14 protein-coding genes are annotated in these 11,557 nt (G+C 69.6%); 4 read left to right on the top strand and 10 right to left on the bottom strand.

Annotated features, from left to right (window positions below; genetic code table 11):
* Positions 1–27: 27 nt before the first annotated feature.
* The 3 genes from D8670_RS02385 to D8670_RS02375 form a co-directional block, all read right to left on the bottom strand.
* The gene (locus D8670_RS02385; RefSeq protein WP_121817540.1) at positions 28–2,400 is read right to left on the bottom strand and encodes an ATP-dependent DNA helicase; all 2,373 of its coding nucleotides are present in this window, start codon (positions 2,398–2,400) and stop codon (positions 28–30) included.
* Between the two features lie 235 nt (positions 2,401–2,635).
* Positions 2,636–3,196, bottom strand: a complete 561-nt coding sequence (locus D8670_RS02380) for a hypothetical protein (protein ID WP_121816504.1) — start codon at positions 3,194–3,196, stop codon at positions 2,636–2,638.
* A 130-nt stretch (positions 3,197–3,326) separates the two neighbouring features.
* Entirely contained in the window at positions 3,327–3,770 is a 444-nt protein-coding gene (locus D8670_RS02375; RefSeq protein ID WP_121817539.1) for a PaaI family thioesterase, read from the bottom strand.
* 130 nt (positions 3,771–3,900) lie between these two features.
* Here D8670_RS02375 and D8670_RS02370 point away from each other — a divergent pair, with 130 nt between their 5' ends.
* On the top strand, positions 3,901–4,449 hold the full coding sequence (locus D8670_RS02370) for a DUF1684 domain-containing protein (protein WP_121816503.1): 549 nt from the start codon (positions 3,901–3,903) through the stop codon (positions 4,447–4,449).
* A 97-nt stretch (positions 4,450–4,546) separates the two neighbouring features.
* Positions 4,547–4,990 carry a universal stress protein gene (locus D8670_RS02365; RefSeq protein ID WP_121816502.1) on the top strand — a complete coding sequence of 148 codons (444 nt, stop codon included), beginning with the start codon at positions 4,547–4,549 and terminating at the stop codon, positions 4,988–4,990.
* Between the two features lie 132 nt (positions 4,991–5,122).
* On the opposite strand, the gene D8670_RS02360 is transcribed toward D8670_RS02365, so the two are convergent.
* A complete protein-coding gene (locus tag D8670_RS02360) occupies positions 5,123–5,803 on the bottom strand; it encodes a class I SAM-dependent methyltransferase (protein ID WP_121816501.1) in 681 nt (226 codons plus the stop codon).
* Positions 5,804–5,884: 81 nt separating this feature from the next.
* Between D8670_RS02360 and D8670_RS02355 the strand changes: the two genes are divergently transcribed.
* Both D8670_RS02355 and D8670_RS02350 read left to right on the top strand, forming a co-directional pair.
* Positions 5,885–6,328 carry a DUF2391 family protein gene (locus D8670_RS02355; protein ID WP_121816500.1) on the top strand — a complete coding sequence of 148 codons (444 nt, stop codon included), beginning with the start codon at positions 5,885–5,887 and terminating at the stop codon, positions 6,326–6,328.
* 60 nt (positions 6,329–6,388) lie between these two features.
* A complete protein-coding gene (locus tag D8670_RS02350) occupies positions 6,389–6,967 on the top strand; it encodes a DUF7090 family protein (RefSeq protein ID WP_121816499.1) in 579 nt (192 codons plus the stop codon).
* Here D8670_RS02350 and D8670_RS02345 read toward each other — a convergent pair.
* The 6 genes from D8670_RS02345 to D8670_RS02320 form a co-directional block, all read right to left on the bottom strand.
* On the bottom strand, positions 6,964–7,740 hold the full coding sequence (locus tag D8670_RS02345; RefSeq protein WP_121816498.1) for a DUF7089 family protein: 777 nt from the start codon (positions 7,738–7,740) through the stop codon (positions 6,964–6,966). The two genes, D8670_RS02350 and D8670_RS02345, sit on opposite strands and share 4 nt — an antisense overlap.
* Positions 7,740–7,829, bottom strand: coding sequence for an adenosine deaminase (locus D8670_RS02340; RefSeq protein ID WP_121816497.1), 90 nt, complete (start codon positions 7,827–7,829; stop codon positions 7,740–7,742). Before D8670_RS02340 ends, D8670_RS02345 begins: the two co-directional genes overlap by 1 nt.
* A gap of 62 nt (positions 7,830–7,891) precedes the next feature.
* The gene (locus D8670_RS02335) at positions 7,892–8,659 is read right to left on the bottom strand and encodes a creatininase family protein (protein ID WP_121816496.1); all 768 of its coding nucleotides are present in this window, start codon (positions 8,657–8,659) and stop codon (positions 7,892–7,894) included.
* Between the two features lie 87 nt (positions 8,660–8,746).
* Positions 8,747–10,222, bottom strand: coding sequence for an MATE family efflux transporter (locus D8670_RS02330; RefSeq protein WP_121816495.1), 1,476 nt, complete (start codon positions 10,220–10,222; stop codon positions 8,747–8,749).
* Positions 10,223–10,385: 163 nt separating this feature from the next.
* On the bottom strand, positions 10,386–11,168 hold the full coding sequence (locus D8670_RS02325) for a Zn-ribbon domain-containing protein (protein ID WP_121816494.1): 783 nt from the start codon (positions 11,166–11,168) through the stop codon (positions 10,386–10,388).
* Positions 11,168–11,554 (bottom strand): DUF2073 domain-containing protein, encoded by a 387-nt coding sequence (locus D8670_RS02320; RefSeq protein ID WP_121816493.1) that lies wholly within the window; start codon positions 11,552–11,554, stop codon positions 11,168–11,170. The genes D8670_RS02325 and D8670_RS02320 overlap by 1 nt, the downstream gene beginning before the upstream one ends.
* Positions 11,555–11,557: the final 3 nt, after the last annotated feature.

Below are 11,557 nucleotides of genomic sequence, written 5' to 3'. Positions count from 1 at the left end.
CCGCGGCGTCACCCGGCCCGCGCTACGTCACTCCACGCTCGACCAGAAGCGGTCCAGCCCGAGCGACAGCATGTCCGGGCTGACGGGCTGGAACTCGTCGTTCTCGGGGAGGTACTCGCGGACGCTGTCCCACGAGTCCCGGGCGTAGCGCTCGTCGACGAAGACGCGCGCGCCGACCTCCTCCGGGCCGCGGATCACGCGGCCGATCGCCTGCCGGGCCTTGCGGACCGCCGGGATCGTCAGTGCGTACTCGAATCCACCGCGGGACGCTGACCCGCCCCGCGAGCCCCCGCTCGCGGGCACGTCGCCGAACTCGCGGTCGTACGCGGTCCGGACCGCCCGGGTCCGCGGGCTCGCGGTGTTGATGATGGGGACGCCGCAGACTACCGCCGCGCGGAGCTTGTCCCCCTGATAGTCGACGCCCTCGGTGAGCGTCCCCCGGAGGCTGGTGACGAGCACCTTCGACTCGCCGGCGAAGAAGTCGTCCTTCAGGTCCTCGGTGGCGTCGTCGCCGCTCGACTCGTCGATGAGGACGGGCTTGTCCACGCGCTCGCGCAGCGCCTCGGCGGCCCACTCCGCCTCGGCGTAGTTGGGCATCCCGACGAGGACGTTGCCCGGCGAGCGCGCCACCTCGACGATCGCGTCCGAGTAGATCTGTCGCGTCTGGTTCTGTTCGCCCGGGCCCCCGCGGTTCTGATACGTGAACTTCGGTGCGTCGACCGCGAAGCTCTCGCGGTTCTCCTCGGGGAAGTCGAGGCCGTACGTCCGCTCGACGACCGGGCGGTCCTCCTCGCGTTCGAGGTGGCGGAGGCCGGTGACCTCCGCGAACACGTCGAGCGGTTCGAGCGTCGCGCTCATCAGCACGCCGCCGCCGAACTCCGCGAGGCGCTCGCCGATGGCGTCGCTCGGGACGCAGTTGTGCATCGAGAGGCTGGCGTTGTACGCCCGCCGCCAGGAGCCGTCCGGCTCCGTCGAGTCCCAGGTCCGCTCCAGTTCGATCTCCCGGAAGTAGTTCGTGTGGTCGTTGCGGTACCACTCGCCGAGCACGCGGCCGACCGCGGGCGTCGCTCGCTGCTTCTGCTCGTCCTCGGCCTCGTTCAGGATCCGCTCGACGACCGCGCCGACCGTCTCGGCGCGCGCCCAGACGCCGCCGTCGTACCCCTCGCGCTCGGCCCACTCCGTCACGTCGTCCTTCTCGGGCGTTTCGGGGTCACGGAGGGGGATCTCCTCGTCCGGCAGGTTCGCGAGGTTCGCCTTCCACCCGCGGTGCTCCCGCTCCAGGTACGCCGTCACACGACGGTCCAGTTCCTCGCGGAGGTCCCGGACGAACTCGCGGGTCGCCTCCAGTTCCCGGAGCGAGACGTCCGTGTCCTCCAGTTCGGAGCGGATGAGGTCGACGTCCTCGTTGGCCGCCTCGCGTCCCTCGCCCTCATCGAACCGGAGCGGCTGGATGACCCGCGACAGCTCCGTCTCGGCGTCGCGGAGCGTTGCGTCGCCGACGGCGTCGCTGACGAGGTCCCGGACGCGCGGTTCCAGCATGTGGGCCTCGTCGCAGACGACGAACGTGGAGTCGTCGAGCAGGGCGCCGGTGAACGAGCCAGTCGTCGTCGGGTCGAACGCGTGGTAGTAGTTTCCGACGACGACCTCGGCGTGGCCGAGCATCGCGCCCATCATCGAGTGCGGGCAGGTGCCGTGCTCGACGGAGCGCGCGACGAGGTCGTCCGGCGTCAGGTGGCCGGCGGCGGTGAAGTCGAACGGGACGGCCTCCGCCGGGTCGCCGTCCTCGGGCAGGTCAGAGAGGTACTGCGCGTAGAACGGACAGTACTCCGTGCCCTCGTACTCCGGCATCGTCTCGGGGTACGGCGTCGGCGTCTCCGCCGTTTCGAGGTACGTCGCGCCCGCGCCGCCGGAGTCCGCGAGGCCGACCTGCTGGCTCCGGGCGTCGGCGGTCAGCGCGTCAGCCGTGGTCGGCCCGTCGCCGGTGAGGTCGCGCGTGCGGTCGCGGAGGTCCTCGCAGCGCTCGTAGACGTTCTCGTCGTTGATCCGGCCTGCCCCCTCGCGGTTGTAGGGGCAGACGTCGGCCTTGCCGACCAGGGTCAGGCCCGACACCGGCCGGTAGTCGTCGGGCAGGTTCTCGTTTATCGTCCGCAGGTCCTCCTCGAACTGGCGAAGCTGCTGCTTGACGCTCGTCAGGACGACCACGCGCTCGTAGTCGCTCTCGGGGTCGCGGACGAGCGAGATGCCCGCCGTCAGCGCGAGCATCGTCTTTCCGGTGCCGCAGGCTCCCTCAAGCGCCGTGAACCCGCCGTCCTCGGCCGTCTGGATCGCGGTCTCGATGCCGTCGACCTGGTCGTCGTACGGCTCGTCGTGTCCGAACACGTCCCGCCAGGAGCCTGCCATCGTCTCGTCAGTTACCACCGGTCGGCGAGCCATAGGGTTGTCGGAGCGAGGTTGCCGCGGCTCCCCGGATAAGGCTTCGCCACCGCTCCGATGGCGACCGACTGCGCCGCATCGGTGGTCGGCGGCGGAGCGGCGGATCGATCGTCCGAGCCCGGCGGGTAGCCCCACAGCGGTCGAGAAAGGGTCCGCGGCGACCGCCGCGGCCGCGTGGCGTCTGGTCGCTACCGGTCCCCGGTTACTCGTCGTCCGAGCCGACTTCGTCCGCCTTCTCGTCCGCCTTCTGGGCCGATTCGTCGATCTTGTCGGCTGCCCGGTCGCCCCCCTCGTCGATCTTGTCGGCGGCCGACTCGCCGGTCTCCTGGATCGTGTCGGCCGCTTTGTCGGCGACCGACTCCGTCTTCTGGGCGGCCTCGCTGGAGCGCCCCGCCGTCTCCTCGGACATCGACTGGGCCCGCTCGCTCGCATTGCCGACGACCTCGTCGAGCGACTCGTTTCGCTGCCGCAGCGCGTAGGCGAGCGCCAGCCCGGCGCCCGCGAGTATCAGCATCGGGAGGGCGCTGCTCCCGCCGTCGTCGCCGCGTCTCACGGAGGTCTCCGCGGTTTCGGACTCCTCCATCGCCTCCCGCATCGCCTGCTTCAGCGTCGCGCGGAGGACGCCGTCCGACCCCGGGGACGTCCGCCCCGTGTTGGCCTCGTCTATCGCCTCCCTGAACACTTCCTTCAGCGCCTCGCGAACGATTCCCCCGGCGACGACCGCGAGCTGCTCCTTCCGGTCCTGTGATATCGTTGTACTCATCGGTCTCTCCCGTCGGGAGTGTCCACGCAGACCGTGGAAAACGTTCGGGGTAACTGCTTTGGAGGGACGAACCGCGAAGCCCCGGGGCGCGGGAACCGAAACCGCCGTACGGTACGGCGTCGCCCGTCGGCTACTCGCTCGTCCGGTCGTCGACGCGGTCGCCGTCGCCCCACGTCGTCTCCCCCTCGCCGCCGCCGGTCTTGTAGACGCCGCGGGCGTCGGCGACCATCTCCCCGTCCGCGTCCGTGACGTCGACGGAGACGACGGCGACGCTCCCGCCGTCGCGGACCACCTCGGCCTCGGCCCGGAGCAGGTCGGTCCCCGGCGAGAGGTAGTCGATGCGCATGTCGACCGTGGGCGTCGGCTTCCGGTTGAGCGAGAACACCGCGGCCCCGCCGACGGTGTCCGCCAGCGAGTACGTGACGCCGCCGTGGGCCACCGTCTTCCACGGGACCGACGAGTGGTGCTCCTGCAGTTCGAGGGTGCCGACGGCCTCCCCGTCCGCGGCCGACTCCATTTCGATCCCGAGCCGGTTCGCGAACGGGAGTTCGTCGAACAGCGTCAGCGCGTCCATACCGTCCATACCCCACCTCACGGTCGCGGATCACAATAAACAGTCCGGGCGTCGTTCGTTGTCCCACTTTCTCTCACCCGCTCCGGCTCCAGACGCAACCGTTACCCGACGCCCACGCGAACGTCCGGCCATGACCGACGACTTCGACGCGGACGCCTGGCGGCGGGAACTGGAGACGCAGCGCGACCAGAAAGACCAGTTCTTCGCCGAGCACCGCCAGTCCCCGGTGCCGCCGGAGGAGCGCGACGACTTCGACGGGTTAGACTACTTCGACCCCGACCCGGACTACCGCGTCGCGGCGACCGTCACCGTCCACGACGACCCGGAACCCGTCACGATGGACACCACGGCCGGCACCGAGGTGCGCTACCTGCGCGAACTGACGCTCTCGTTCGCGGTGAACGGGCAGGAACAGGAGCTCGCGGCGTACCGCCAGGAGGACGACGACCAGTACTTCGTCCCGTTCCGCGACAAGACGACGGGCCAGCAAACGTACGAGGGCGGCCGGTACATGGAGTTCGAGACCGAGCGGGACCTCTCGGACGGCGACGAGATAACGCTCGACCTCAACCTCGCGTACTCGCCCTTCTGCGCCTACAGCGAGACGTTCGCCTGCCCGCTCCCGCCGGAGGAGAACTGGCTGGACGTCGCGGTCGCGGCCGGCGAGCGAGCGCCGTAGGTCCGTCCGCCGACGGTGGACCATGTCCGATAGGGCGGTTATCGCGGCACGAGAACCCGCCAGCCGGTATTTACCCCGCGCGGACCGAGCTCCGGGTATGACGCTGCTCGTTCCGTTCGACGGGTCGGACCTTGCCGAGGGGGCGCTCCTCCGCGCGCGGGAGTTCAGCGCCGCGTTCGCGGAGGACGTGGTAGCAGTGACCGTGATTCCCGACGGCAACGCGGACTACGCGAGGGAACGCGGCTGGATCGAACCGGACGAGCCGTTCGACGCCGAAGCTATCGTGTCGAGGCTGCAAGAGCAGGTACACGGTCTGTGTGCAAGCGCCGAGCACCGCCACGAGACCGTCGATCGATACGCGCCGACCGGAACGATCGCGAGCCGCGTCCGCGCGGTGGCGAGAGAGGAGAACGCCTCGATGGTCTTCGTCGGGAGCGAGAACGCCGGCAGGCTCGTGGTGGGGATAACGAGCGTCGGCGGGACCATCGCCTCGAACGAGGCCTACGACGTGGTCATCGTTCGCCAGCGGTCACCCCCGTGAAAGCGGCGTCGTCCCGGCGGACGCGTTGCCGGGACGTGTTTTCAGTATCTCCACACGAAGCGAAGGGGTTCGACGACCGTCGATACGTCGGGGCGATGATGCGAGCGGTCTGGCGGGACGGAGGAAGCGGGCTCAGGGGGCGACGCCGACGGTCAGGAGCGTGCCGTACTCGCGGTAGCGCTCGACCATGTCCTCGCGGGTCTCCCACTCGTCGGTCGGGAACGCCGACTCGGGCGGGATCTCCGTCTCGAGGTCCGGGATGGCGTCCTGCTCGGCGACGCGCAGGCCCGCCTCGCGGAAGGCGTCGCGGTACTGTTCGCGGGACCAGCGGGTCATGTCCACGCTGATCCGGTCCTGCCAGTCGTGGGAATGGACGTTCTCCTCGTAGAAGTTCACGGCGCAGTAGAACGTGCCGCCGGGTTTCAGGACCCGACGGACCTCCGACAGCGTCTCGCGGGGGTCGCTGGCGTAGTAGAACGCCTCCATCGTCCAGACGTGGTCGACCGAGTCGTCCGCGAACGGGAGCGCGCCGAAGTCGCCGACGAGGTAGCCGACCGCGGGGTCGTCCGTGTACTCGCTGGCGTTGCGGGCCATCTCGGGCGAGCCGTCGAGGCCGTACACCCGGCCGGCGTCCTTGTTGTCCCGGAGCGCGCGGCCGGCGTAGCCGCTGCCACAGCCCATGTCGAGGACGACGTCACCCGGTTCGACCGGCATCCGCGCGAGGGCGTGCTTCGCGGTGTGCCAGTGTCGCTCCTCCATGCCGCGGTCGCGGCCGTCGGCGGCCCACTCGTCGAACTCGGCTCTGACGCTCATGCTCGACACGTGGTGGCGCCGCGACTAAACGGGTTCGGAGTCGGTCGTCGCCCTTATTAGCCGACCCCTCCGACGAGTGGTATGGTCGGTCGCCGAAAGCGCTACCGGGTCGCGGACTCCGCCCAGCAGGTCGTCGGCGGGTTCCTGCTCGCGGGCCCGTTCGTCGTCACCGAGGAGGTGTGGGTGCTCGCCGCCAACATGACCGCCTGGCACGTGCTGCTGACGGTCGGCATCGTCGCCGGCATCGGCTACGGCGCGCTGTACAAGGCCGACGCGGACCGCGACGTCGAGAGGGAGGCGGAGGTCGCCGGGATCCCGGTGCGGTTCCTCTCGCTGATGCTGGTGTCGTACGGCTCCGTCACGCTGTTGGCCGTCGCGTTTACGGCTCCGAACACGTTCCTGGTGGAGGCCGAGATCCTCGCTGACCCGACGAGGACGGCCGTCGCCCTGACGACGCTCAAGGCCGTCTCGGTCGGGGCGATCTTCAGCGTCGTCGGCGCGGCGACCGCCGACAGCGTCTTCTGACGGGTTCGGGGACTTTCCGGACCCAGCACGCTTAAGTCGATTCCCGCCGCTTCAGGCTGTATGGATTACGCGCTCGCGATCGACGGCAGTCCCGAGACGATTCCGGGCGGGACTGGCGTACTGCTCCTCCACCCGAGCACCGGCGAGACCGACCGCATCGACACCGACTTTCTGAAACAGGACACGGACCGATTTCTCGTGATCTCCACACGAACCACCGCGCGGGAGGTCAACCAGAAGCTCGACTACTACGACGTCGACGAGGACCGGGCGGTCATCCTCGATACGCTCTCGGTCGACCGCGGCTACTCCCGGCGGAGCGGCGACGACGTCCACTACGTCGGCAGCCCCGACGACCTCGACGGCATCGTCGAGCAGACCGAGCAGTTCCTCTCCTCGCACGAGGGGAAGCTCCGCGTCAGCCTCGACTCCATCACCGAACTCGCCTACTACGCGGGCGAGGAGCCGACGAAGGACGCAATCCGCGCGATCCTCGGCCTGCTCGACGAACACGACGCCGTCGGCCTGTTCCACCTCGCCACCGAGGTCCACAGCGACGAGGTCGTCGACGACTACCGCGATCTGTTCGACGGCGTCATCGACCTCGACGAGGACGGCTCCGTCGACGTCTCCTTTTAGAGTTTCTCGAAGGTCTTCTCCGCCCACGTGACGGCGTACTCGGCACCGTGCGACCGGTAGGCGCTCGTGTCCAGCGCCGCGAACGGCGCCGGGAGCTCCAGCCCGTGCTTGATCGCGGCGCAGGCGAGTTCCGTCGCGTCAGAGAAGTCGGTCTCGTTGCGCGCGACCTCGCCGGGGAGTCCGTCCAGGCGCCCCTCGATGCGGGCGCCAGCGTCGTGCCAGGCCTCGCCCAGGCGCGGGCGCTCGTCCGGCCAGTCGGCGAACGTCTCGCGAGTGTGTAAGCCGATCCAGCCGTCGTACAGCGCCGCGGCGACCTGATAGGTGGCGTTCGGATCCAGCGGGAGCGCCGCGTCGAGGTCGCGGTAGGACTCGCGGAAGAACCCGAGGAAGTGCTCCGGCTCGCCGAGGCCGACCTGTACGAGCGCCTCGGCGACCAGGAAGTCGACGAACGACTCCGGCGACCCCTCGACCCGCGGCTTCACGAGGACGACCGGCGGGACCGTCTGGCGGGTCCACGCGACGCTCCCGTCGCCCGGCATGCCGATAGTGAAGTCGCTGCCGGCGTAGCGCGCGAGCAGGCGCGGCGCGTCCGCCGGCAGCCAGTCGGCCGGATACGTCGCCGGGTCGAGTTCGTCGACGACCAGTCCCAGGTCCTCCGCGACCTCGGGCCGGAGCGTCTCGAAGTCGGTGGCGACGTCGAACACGAGCGACTCCGGCGCGTGCTCGTCGCGGACGGCCGCGACGTCGTCGGGGAGGTCGCGCTCGTCGAACATCAGGCCAGCAGGCTCTGCGCGACGAGGACGACCGCCAGCAGCGCCGAGACGGCGACGGTTCCGATGACGACTTTCGTTGCTTGGCTCATGCTCGGCGGAAGTGCCCGCGAGCGCATAAAACCACCTCAATCGGCGGCGCCCAATCGGCCGCTCAGTCCACTTCGACGGCGTCGCGCTCGGATTCGATCCGCTCGGCGTACGCGGACGTAACCGCCTCCAGAATCGCCTCCCCAGCCTCCGCCGTCGCCTTCCGTGGGTCGCCGAGGACGCCGTTCTCGGTGATCGACCTGAAACCGCGGCTGAGCAACCGGGACGTGGAGACGGCCCCCTCGTGTCCCGCTTCGAGGCGGTCCGTCCGGACGAGGTCCTCGTCGATCGAGAGCACCGTCGACGTCTCGGCCGCGCCGGCGTGGATCACGGGTTCCTCGTACGCCACGCCACCGTCGCGGAGCCCCTCGTTCTGCAGGGTCATGAGCTCCTCGAGGTCGGCGAGCGCGATCACGTTCGCGTCTATCTCGCGGGCGACCTCCGGCGCCACCGTATTGACGGGCGCGAAGTTCCCGCCGTGCGTGGGGACGAGGACGACGTGCTCGAAGCCGTGGGCGTCGAGCGACCGACAGTACGAGCGGATCACGTCCATCAGGGTCTCGGGCGGGACCGTGATCGTCCCCGGGAACTCCATGTGGTGGCCCGAACAGCCCGGGCGGATCGTGGGCGCGGCCAGGGCGTCCCCCAGTCGCTCCGCGATGCGTCGGGAGAGTTCGTCGCCCGCCAGCGAGTCCATCATCAACGGGAGGTGGGGGCCGTGCTGTTCGATCGACCCGACGGCGACGACCACCGTCCGCGTTCCCTCGTCGAGCGCTCGCCGCACGTCGGTCCACGTGTACTCCTCCAGGAGCACGGTATCGGGCAGAGACATCTCGGTTCCGGATGCACCGGTGGGGAAAATAAGCGTGTGTGCCGGTCGTCGGGTCTGTTCCGATCGCCGGAGTCGGATACCGGCGACTCAGTCCGCGCCCGCCGTCCCCAGGTCGGACTCGCGCGCGACGCGGCGCCAGCCGCCGGACCAGAATCGGAGGGTGTTGACCGCCGCGCGGACGTACATATCCGCGAGGATGGCGGCGTAGACGGCGGCGAGGCCGAGGCCGAGACCGGGGTCGACCGCCACGCCGGCGACGGAGAGCGTCACCGCGCCCGCGGGCAGGGCCAGCGCCGCGATGGGGAGTTTGAACAGGTAGGTGCCCGCGACGGTGCCGTACAGCGGCCAGCGCGTGTCACCCGCGCCCCGCAGCCCGCCCCGCATCGTCCGCGAGACGGAGAACGCGGCGACGCCGACGCCGAACATCCGGATGAAGTCGACGGTGAGGCCGACGTGTGCGGTGCCGAACGCCCGCGCGATCTGCCGGGCGAACGCGAAGATGACGCCCGCGATGAGCAGTTGCGTCGCCAGCGCGATCCGGAGCGTCTGCCAGCCGTACTCGTCGGCCTCGTCCGCGTTCCCCGCGCCGATGCTCTGGCCGACCAGCGTGCTGGAGGCAGTCGAGTAGCCCCACGCGGGCATGAGCGCGAGCAGCATCACCCGCCGGCCGATGGCGTACGCCGCGAGCACGGGCGTGCCGAGCGTTCCCAGGATGAACAGGAACGGGAACCGTCCGAACGTCCGGGAGAGCCGCGTCCCCGCGAGCGGCGCCCCGACCCGCACGATCTCGCGGACGATGCCCGCGTCCCACTGCTGTCCGCCGAGGCGGAGCCGGACGGAGAACCGCCCGGAGAGGAGCAAGGCGAGGAAGATGAGCGCCGCGCCCGTGTTGGCGATGGCGGTCCCCCACGCCGCCCCCGTGACCCCCCACTCGGAGAACGGCCCGACGCCGAAGATGAGGACGGCGTTCAGGACGATGTTCGTCGGCAGGGTGACGAGCCGGACGTACATGGGCGTCCGTGTGTCGCTCGCGCCGGCCAGCGCGCGGGCGGCGACGAGGCTCCAGAACCGGAACGCCAGCGCGAGCATGACGATCTTGAGGTACACCGCCCCGAGTTCGACCGTCCGCGGGTCGTCGGTCAGCGCGGCGATCAGCGGCTCCGCGTACAGCCACGTCGCGACGGTGATGGGCAGCGAGACGGCGAGTGAGAGCCACAGCGACTGCTTGATCGCCAGGTCCGCGCGCTCGTGGTCGCCGGACCCCTTGAACCGGGAGACGACGCTGATCGTTCCGCTCGTCAGCGCCAGCGAGAGGCCGAACGGGATGAAGTAGTACTGGAAGCCGAGTTCGAGCGCCGCGACGGCGGTGTCGCCGATAGCGAGGCTCACCATCAGGAAGTCGGCCGTGCGCAACAGCGTGCGCATCGCCCCGGTCACCATCACGGGGACGGCGAGGTCGAACGCCTCCGACCCCTTCTTCCGGTCGACGACTCCCAGCCGGGAGAGCACCGCCGGGAACAGGAAGAGCGCCTCGCGGACGCGGCGTTGCGCTGCCTCCAACATTCGAACCGAAATAGGGATTCGTCCGAGTTACGTCTTACCAGATCGCCTGGCGGTGGGTTCTACCATCCCCCTATCCCCATTTTCATCTGGAGGCGATAATCGGATTACAGAACTCTTGTCGACTACATTCAAGCGGTTCGGAGTAGAAACAGAGGGGTGTCGATCACTCGTCCGGCGACCGCCAGGTCTCCGGCACCTCGATCACGTATCGGCCGTCCTCCTTGAGCGAGATGATGTACTCGTCGCGGTCGTACAGCTCCATGAGGTTGAGTTCGTACTGCCCGGGCTGGACGATCTTGATGCTCTCGAACTGGTTGTTGAGCTCCTCCCGCAGCTCCGAGAGGTCCGGGCGCTCCGCGTCGGCGTCGTCGGGCTCGTCGACGACGCGGGCACCCTCGCCGGCCGCGGGTTCGCGGGGCGGCTCCGGCGGGTCGTCCGGGAGTTCGTCGCGCGAGACGACGTCGCTCCGGGCGTTCGCCTGCGCGGAGTCCTCCTGGTCGGCGGTCGCCGGCCCGTCCGGGCGTTCCGCGGACGCGTTCGACGGGCCGCCGGCGGTGTCCGAGCGTCCGGCGTTCGCGGTCGAACGATCGTCGGTCGACCGAGCGGACCGCTCGTCCGTCTGTCGGTCCGTCCCGACCCAGTCCCGGACGGTTTCGCGCGCGCGGTTCACCTTGCCGGCGACGCCGCCCTCCGCGTCGGCGGACGACCGAGGGGCGTCTCGCGCCGCGGCGGCGCTCCGGGACGCACCGCTCGAACTCGCTCCGGCGGACTCGGCGTCGGCCGCGCCGGCGGAGGCCTCCGTTTCGGGTGCATCGCCCTCCGCACCGGCCGACCGGCCGGCGGGTTCGAACTGGAACTTGTTGCCGCCGCAGTCCGGACAGCCCGACAGCATCTCCTTGGAACCGTCGGCGAACGTCCGGCCGCAGTTCGTGCACTGGTGGGGCATTATCGGCGGGAGACGAGCGCGCTGATGAGCGTCTCGTCCTTGTGCAGCGTCTCGATCTGGTTCGCCGGACCGATGACCGTGAGCTTGTTCGTCGACTCGCGACCCATCAGCCGGTCGAGAAAGCTCGAATCGCTGGTCTGTGCGCGGGGGTAGGTCTCGATCTCGATGCCGTTGAAGCCGTCCGGACTGATCTCCGTCATCGTCACCTCGATGAGACGGCTCTCCTCGTCGGGGGAGAGCCCCTGTTCGAGGATGACGATGTTCCCTTCGTGGACGCCGTCCAGGATCATCCGGATCTTCTCCATGCTCGTCATACCCTCCATCCGCTCGCCGCTGATGAGGTCTATCTGAACGCCGTCGTCGTCCGGATCTTTGGTTTCCGGCATCGT

It is taken from the genome of Halostella limicola (genome assembly GCF_003675875.1).
In the GTDB taxonomy this organism is placed as follows: Archaea; Halobacteriota; Halobacteria; order Halobacteriales; family Natronoarchaeaceae; genus Halostella; species Halostella limicola.
This window is presented reverse-complemented; position numbering and strand designations above follow the sequence as displayed.

Excerpts from the sequence above, each read along its gene's own strand:
- D8670_RS02385 (WP_121817540.1), bottom strand. The coding sequence starts at position 2,400 with ATGGCAGGCTCCTGGCGGGACGTGTTCGGACACGACGAGCCGTACGAC.
- D8670_RS02380 (WP_121816504.1), bottom strand. The coding sequence starts at position 3,196 with ATGAGTACAACGATATCACAGGACCGGAAGGAGCAGCTCGCGGTCGTC.
- D8670_RS02375 (WP_121817539.1), bottom strand. The coding sequence starts at position 3,770 with ATGGACGCGCTGACGCTGTTCGACGAACTCCCGTTCGCGAACCGGCTC.
- D8670_RS02370 (WP_121816503.1), top strand. The coding sequence starts at position 3,901 with ATGACCGACGACTTCGACGCGGACGCCTGGCGGCGGGAACTGGAGACG.
- D8670_RS02365 (WP_121816502.1), top strand. The coding sequence starts at position 4,547 with ATGACGCTGCTCGTTCCGTTCGACGGGTCGGACCTTGCCGAGGGGGCG.
- D8670_RS02360 (WP_121816501.1), bottom strand. The coding sequence starts at position 5,803 with ATGAGCGTCAGAGCCGAGTTCGACGAGTGGGCCGCCGACGGCCGCGAC.
- D8670_RS02355 (WP_121816500.1), top strand. The coding sequence starts at position 5,885 with ATGGTCGGTCGCCGAAAGCGCTACCGGGTCGCGGACTCCGCCCAGCAG.
- D8670_RS02350 (WP_121816499.1), top strand. The coding sequence starts at position 6,389 with ATGGATTACGCGCTCGCGATCGACGGCAGTCCCGAGACGATTCCGGGC.
- D8670_RS02345 (WP_121816498.1), bottom strand. The coding sequence starts at position 7,740 with ATGTTCGACGAGCGCGACCTCCCCGACGACGTCGCGGCCGTCCGCGAC.
- D8670_RS02340 (WP_121816497.1), bottom strand. The coding sequence starts at position 7,829 with ATGAGCCAAGCAACGAAAGTCGTCATCGGAACCGTCGCCGTCTCGGCG.
- D8670_RS02335 (WP_121816496.1), bottom strand. The coding sequence starts at position 8,659 with ATGTCTCTGCCCGATACCGTGCTCCTGGAGGAGTACACGTGGACCGAC.
- D8670_RS02330 (WP_121816495.1), bottom strand. The coding sequence starts at position 10,222 with ATGTTGGAGGCAGCGCAACGCCGCGTCCGCGAGGCGCTCTTCCTGTTC.
- D8670_RS02325 (WP_121816494.1), bottom strand. The coding sequence starts at position 11,168 with ATGCCCCACCAGTGCACGAACTGCGGCCGGACGTTCGCCGACGGTTCC.
- D8670_RS02320 (WP_121816493.1), bottom strand. The coding sequence starts at position 11,554 with ATGCCGGAAACCAAAGATCCGGACGACGACGGCGTTCAGATAGACCTC.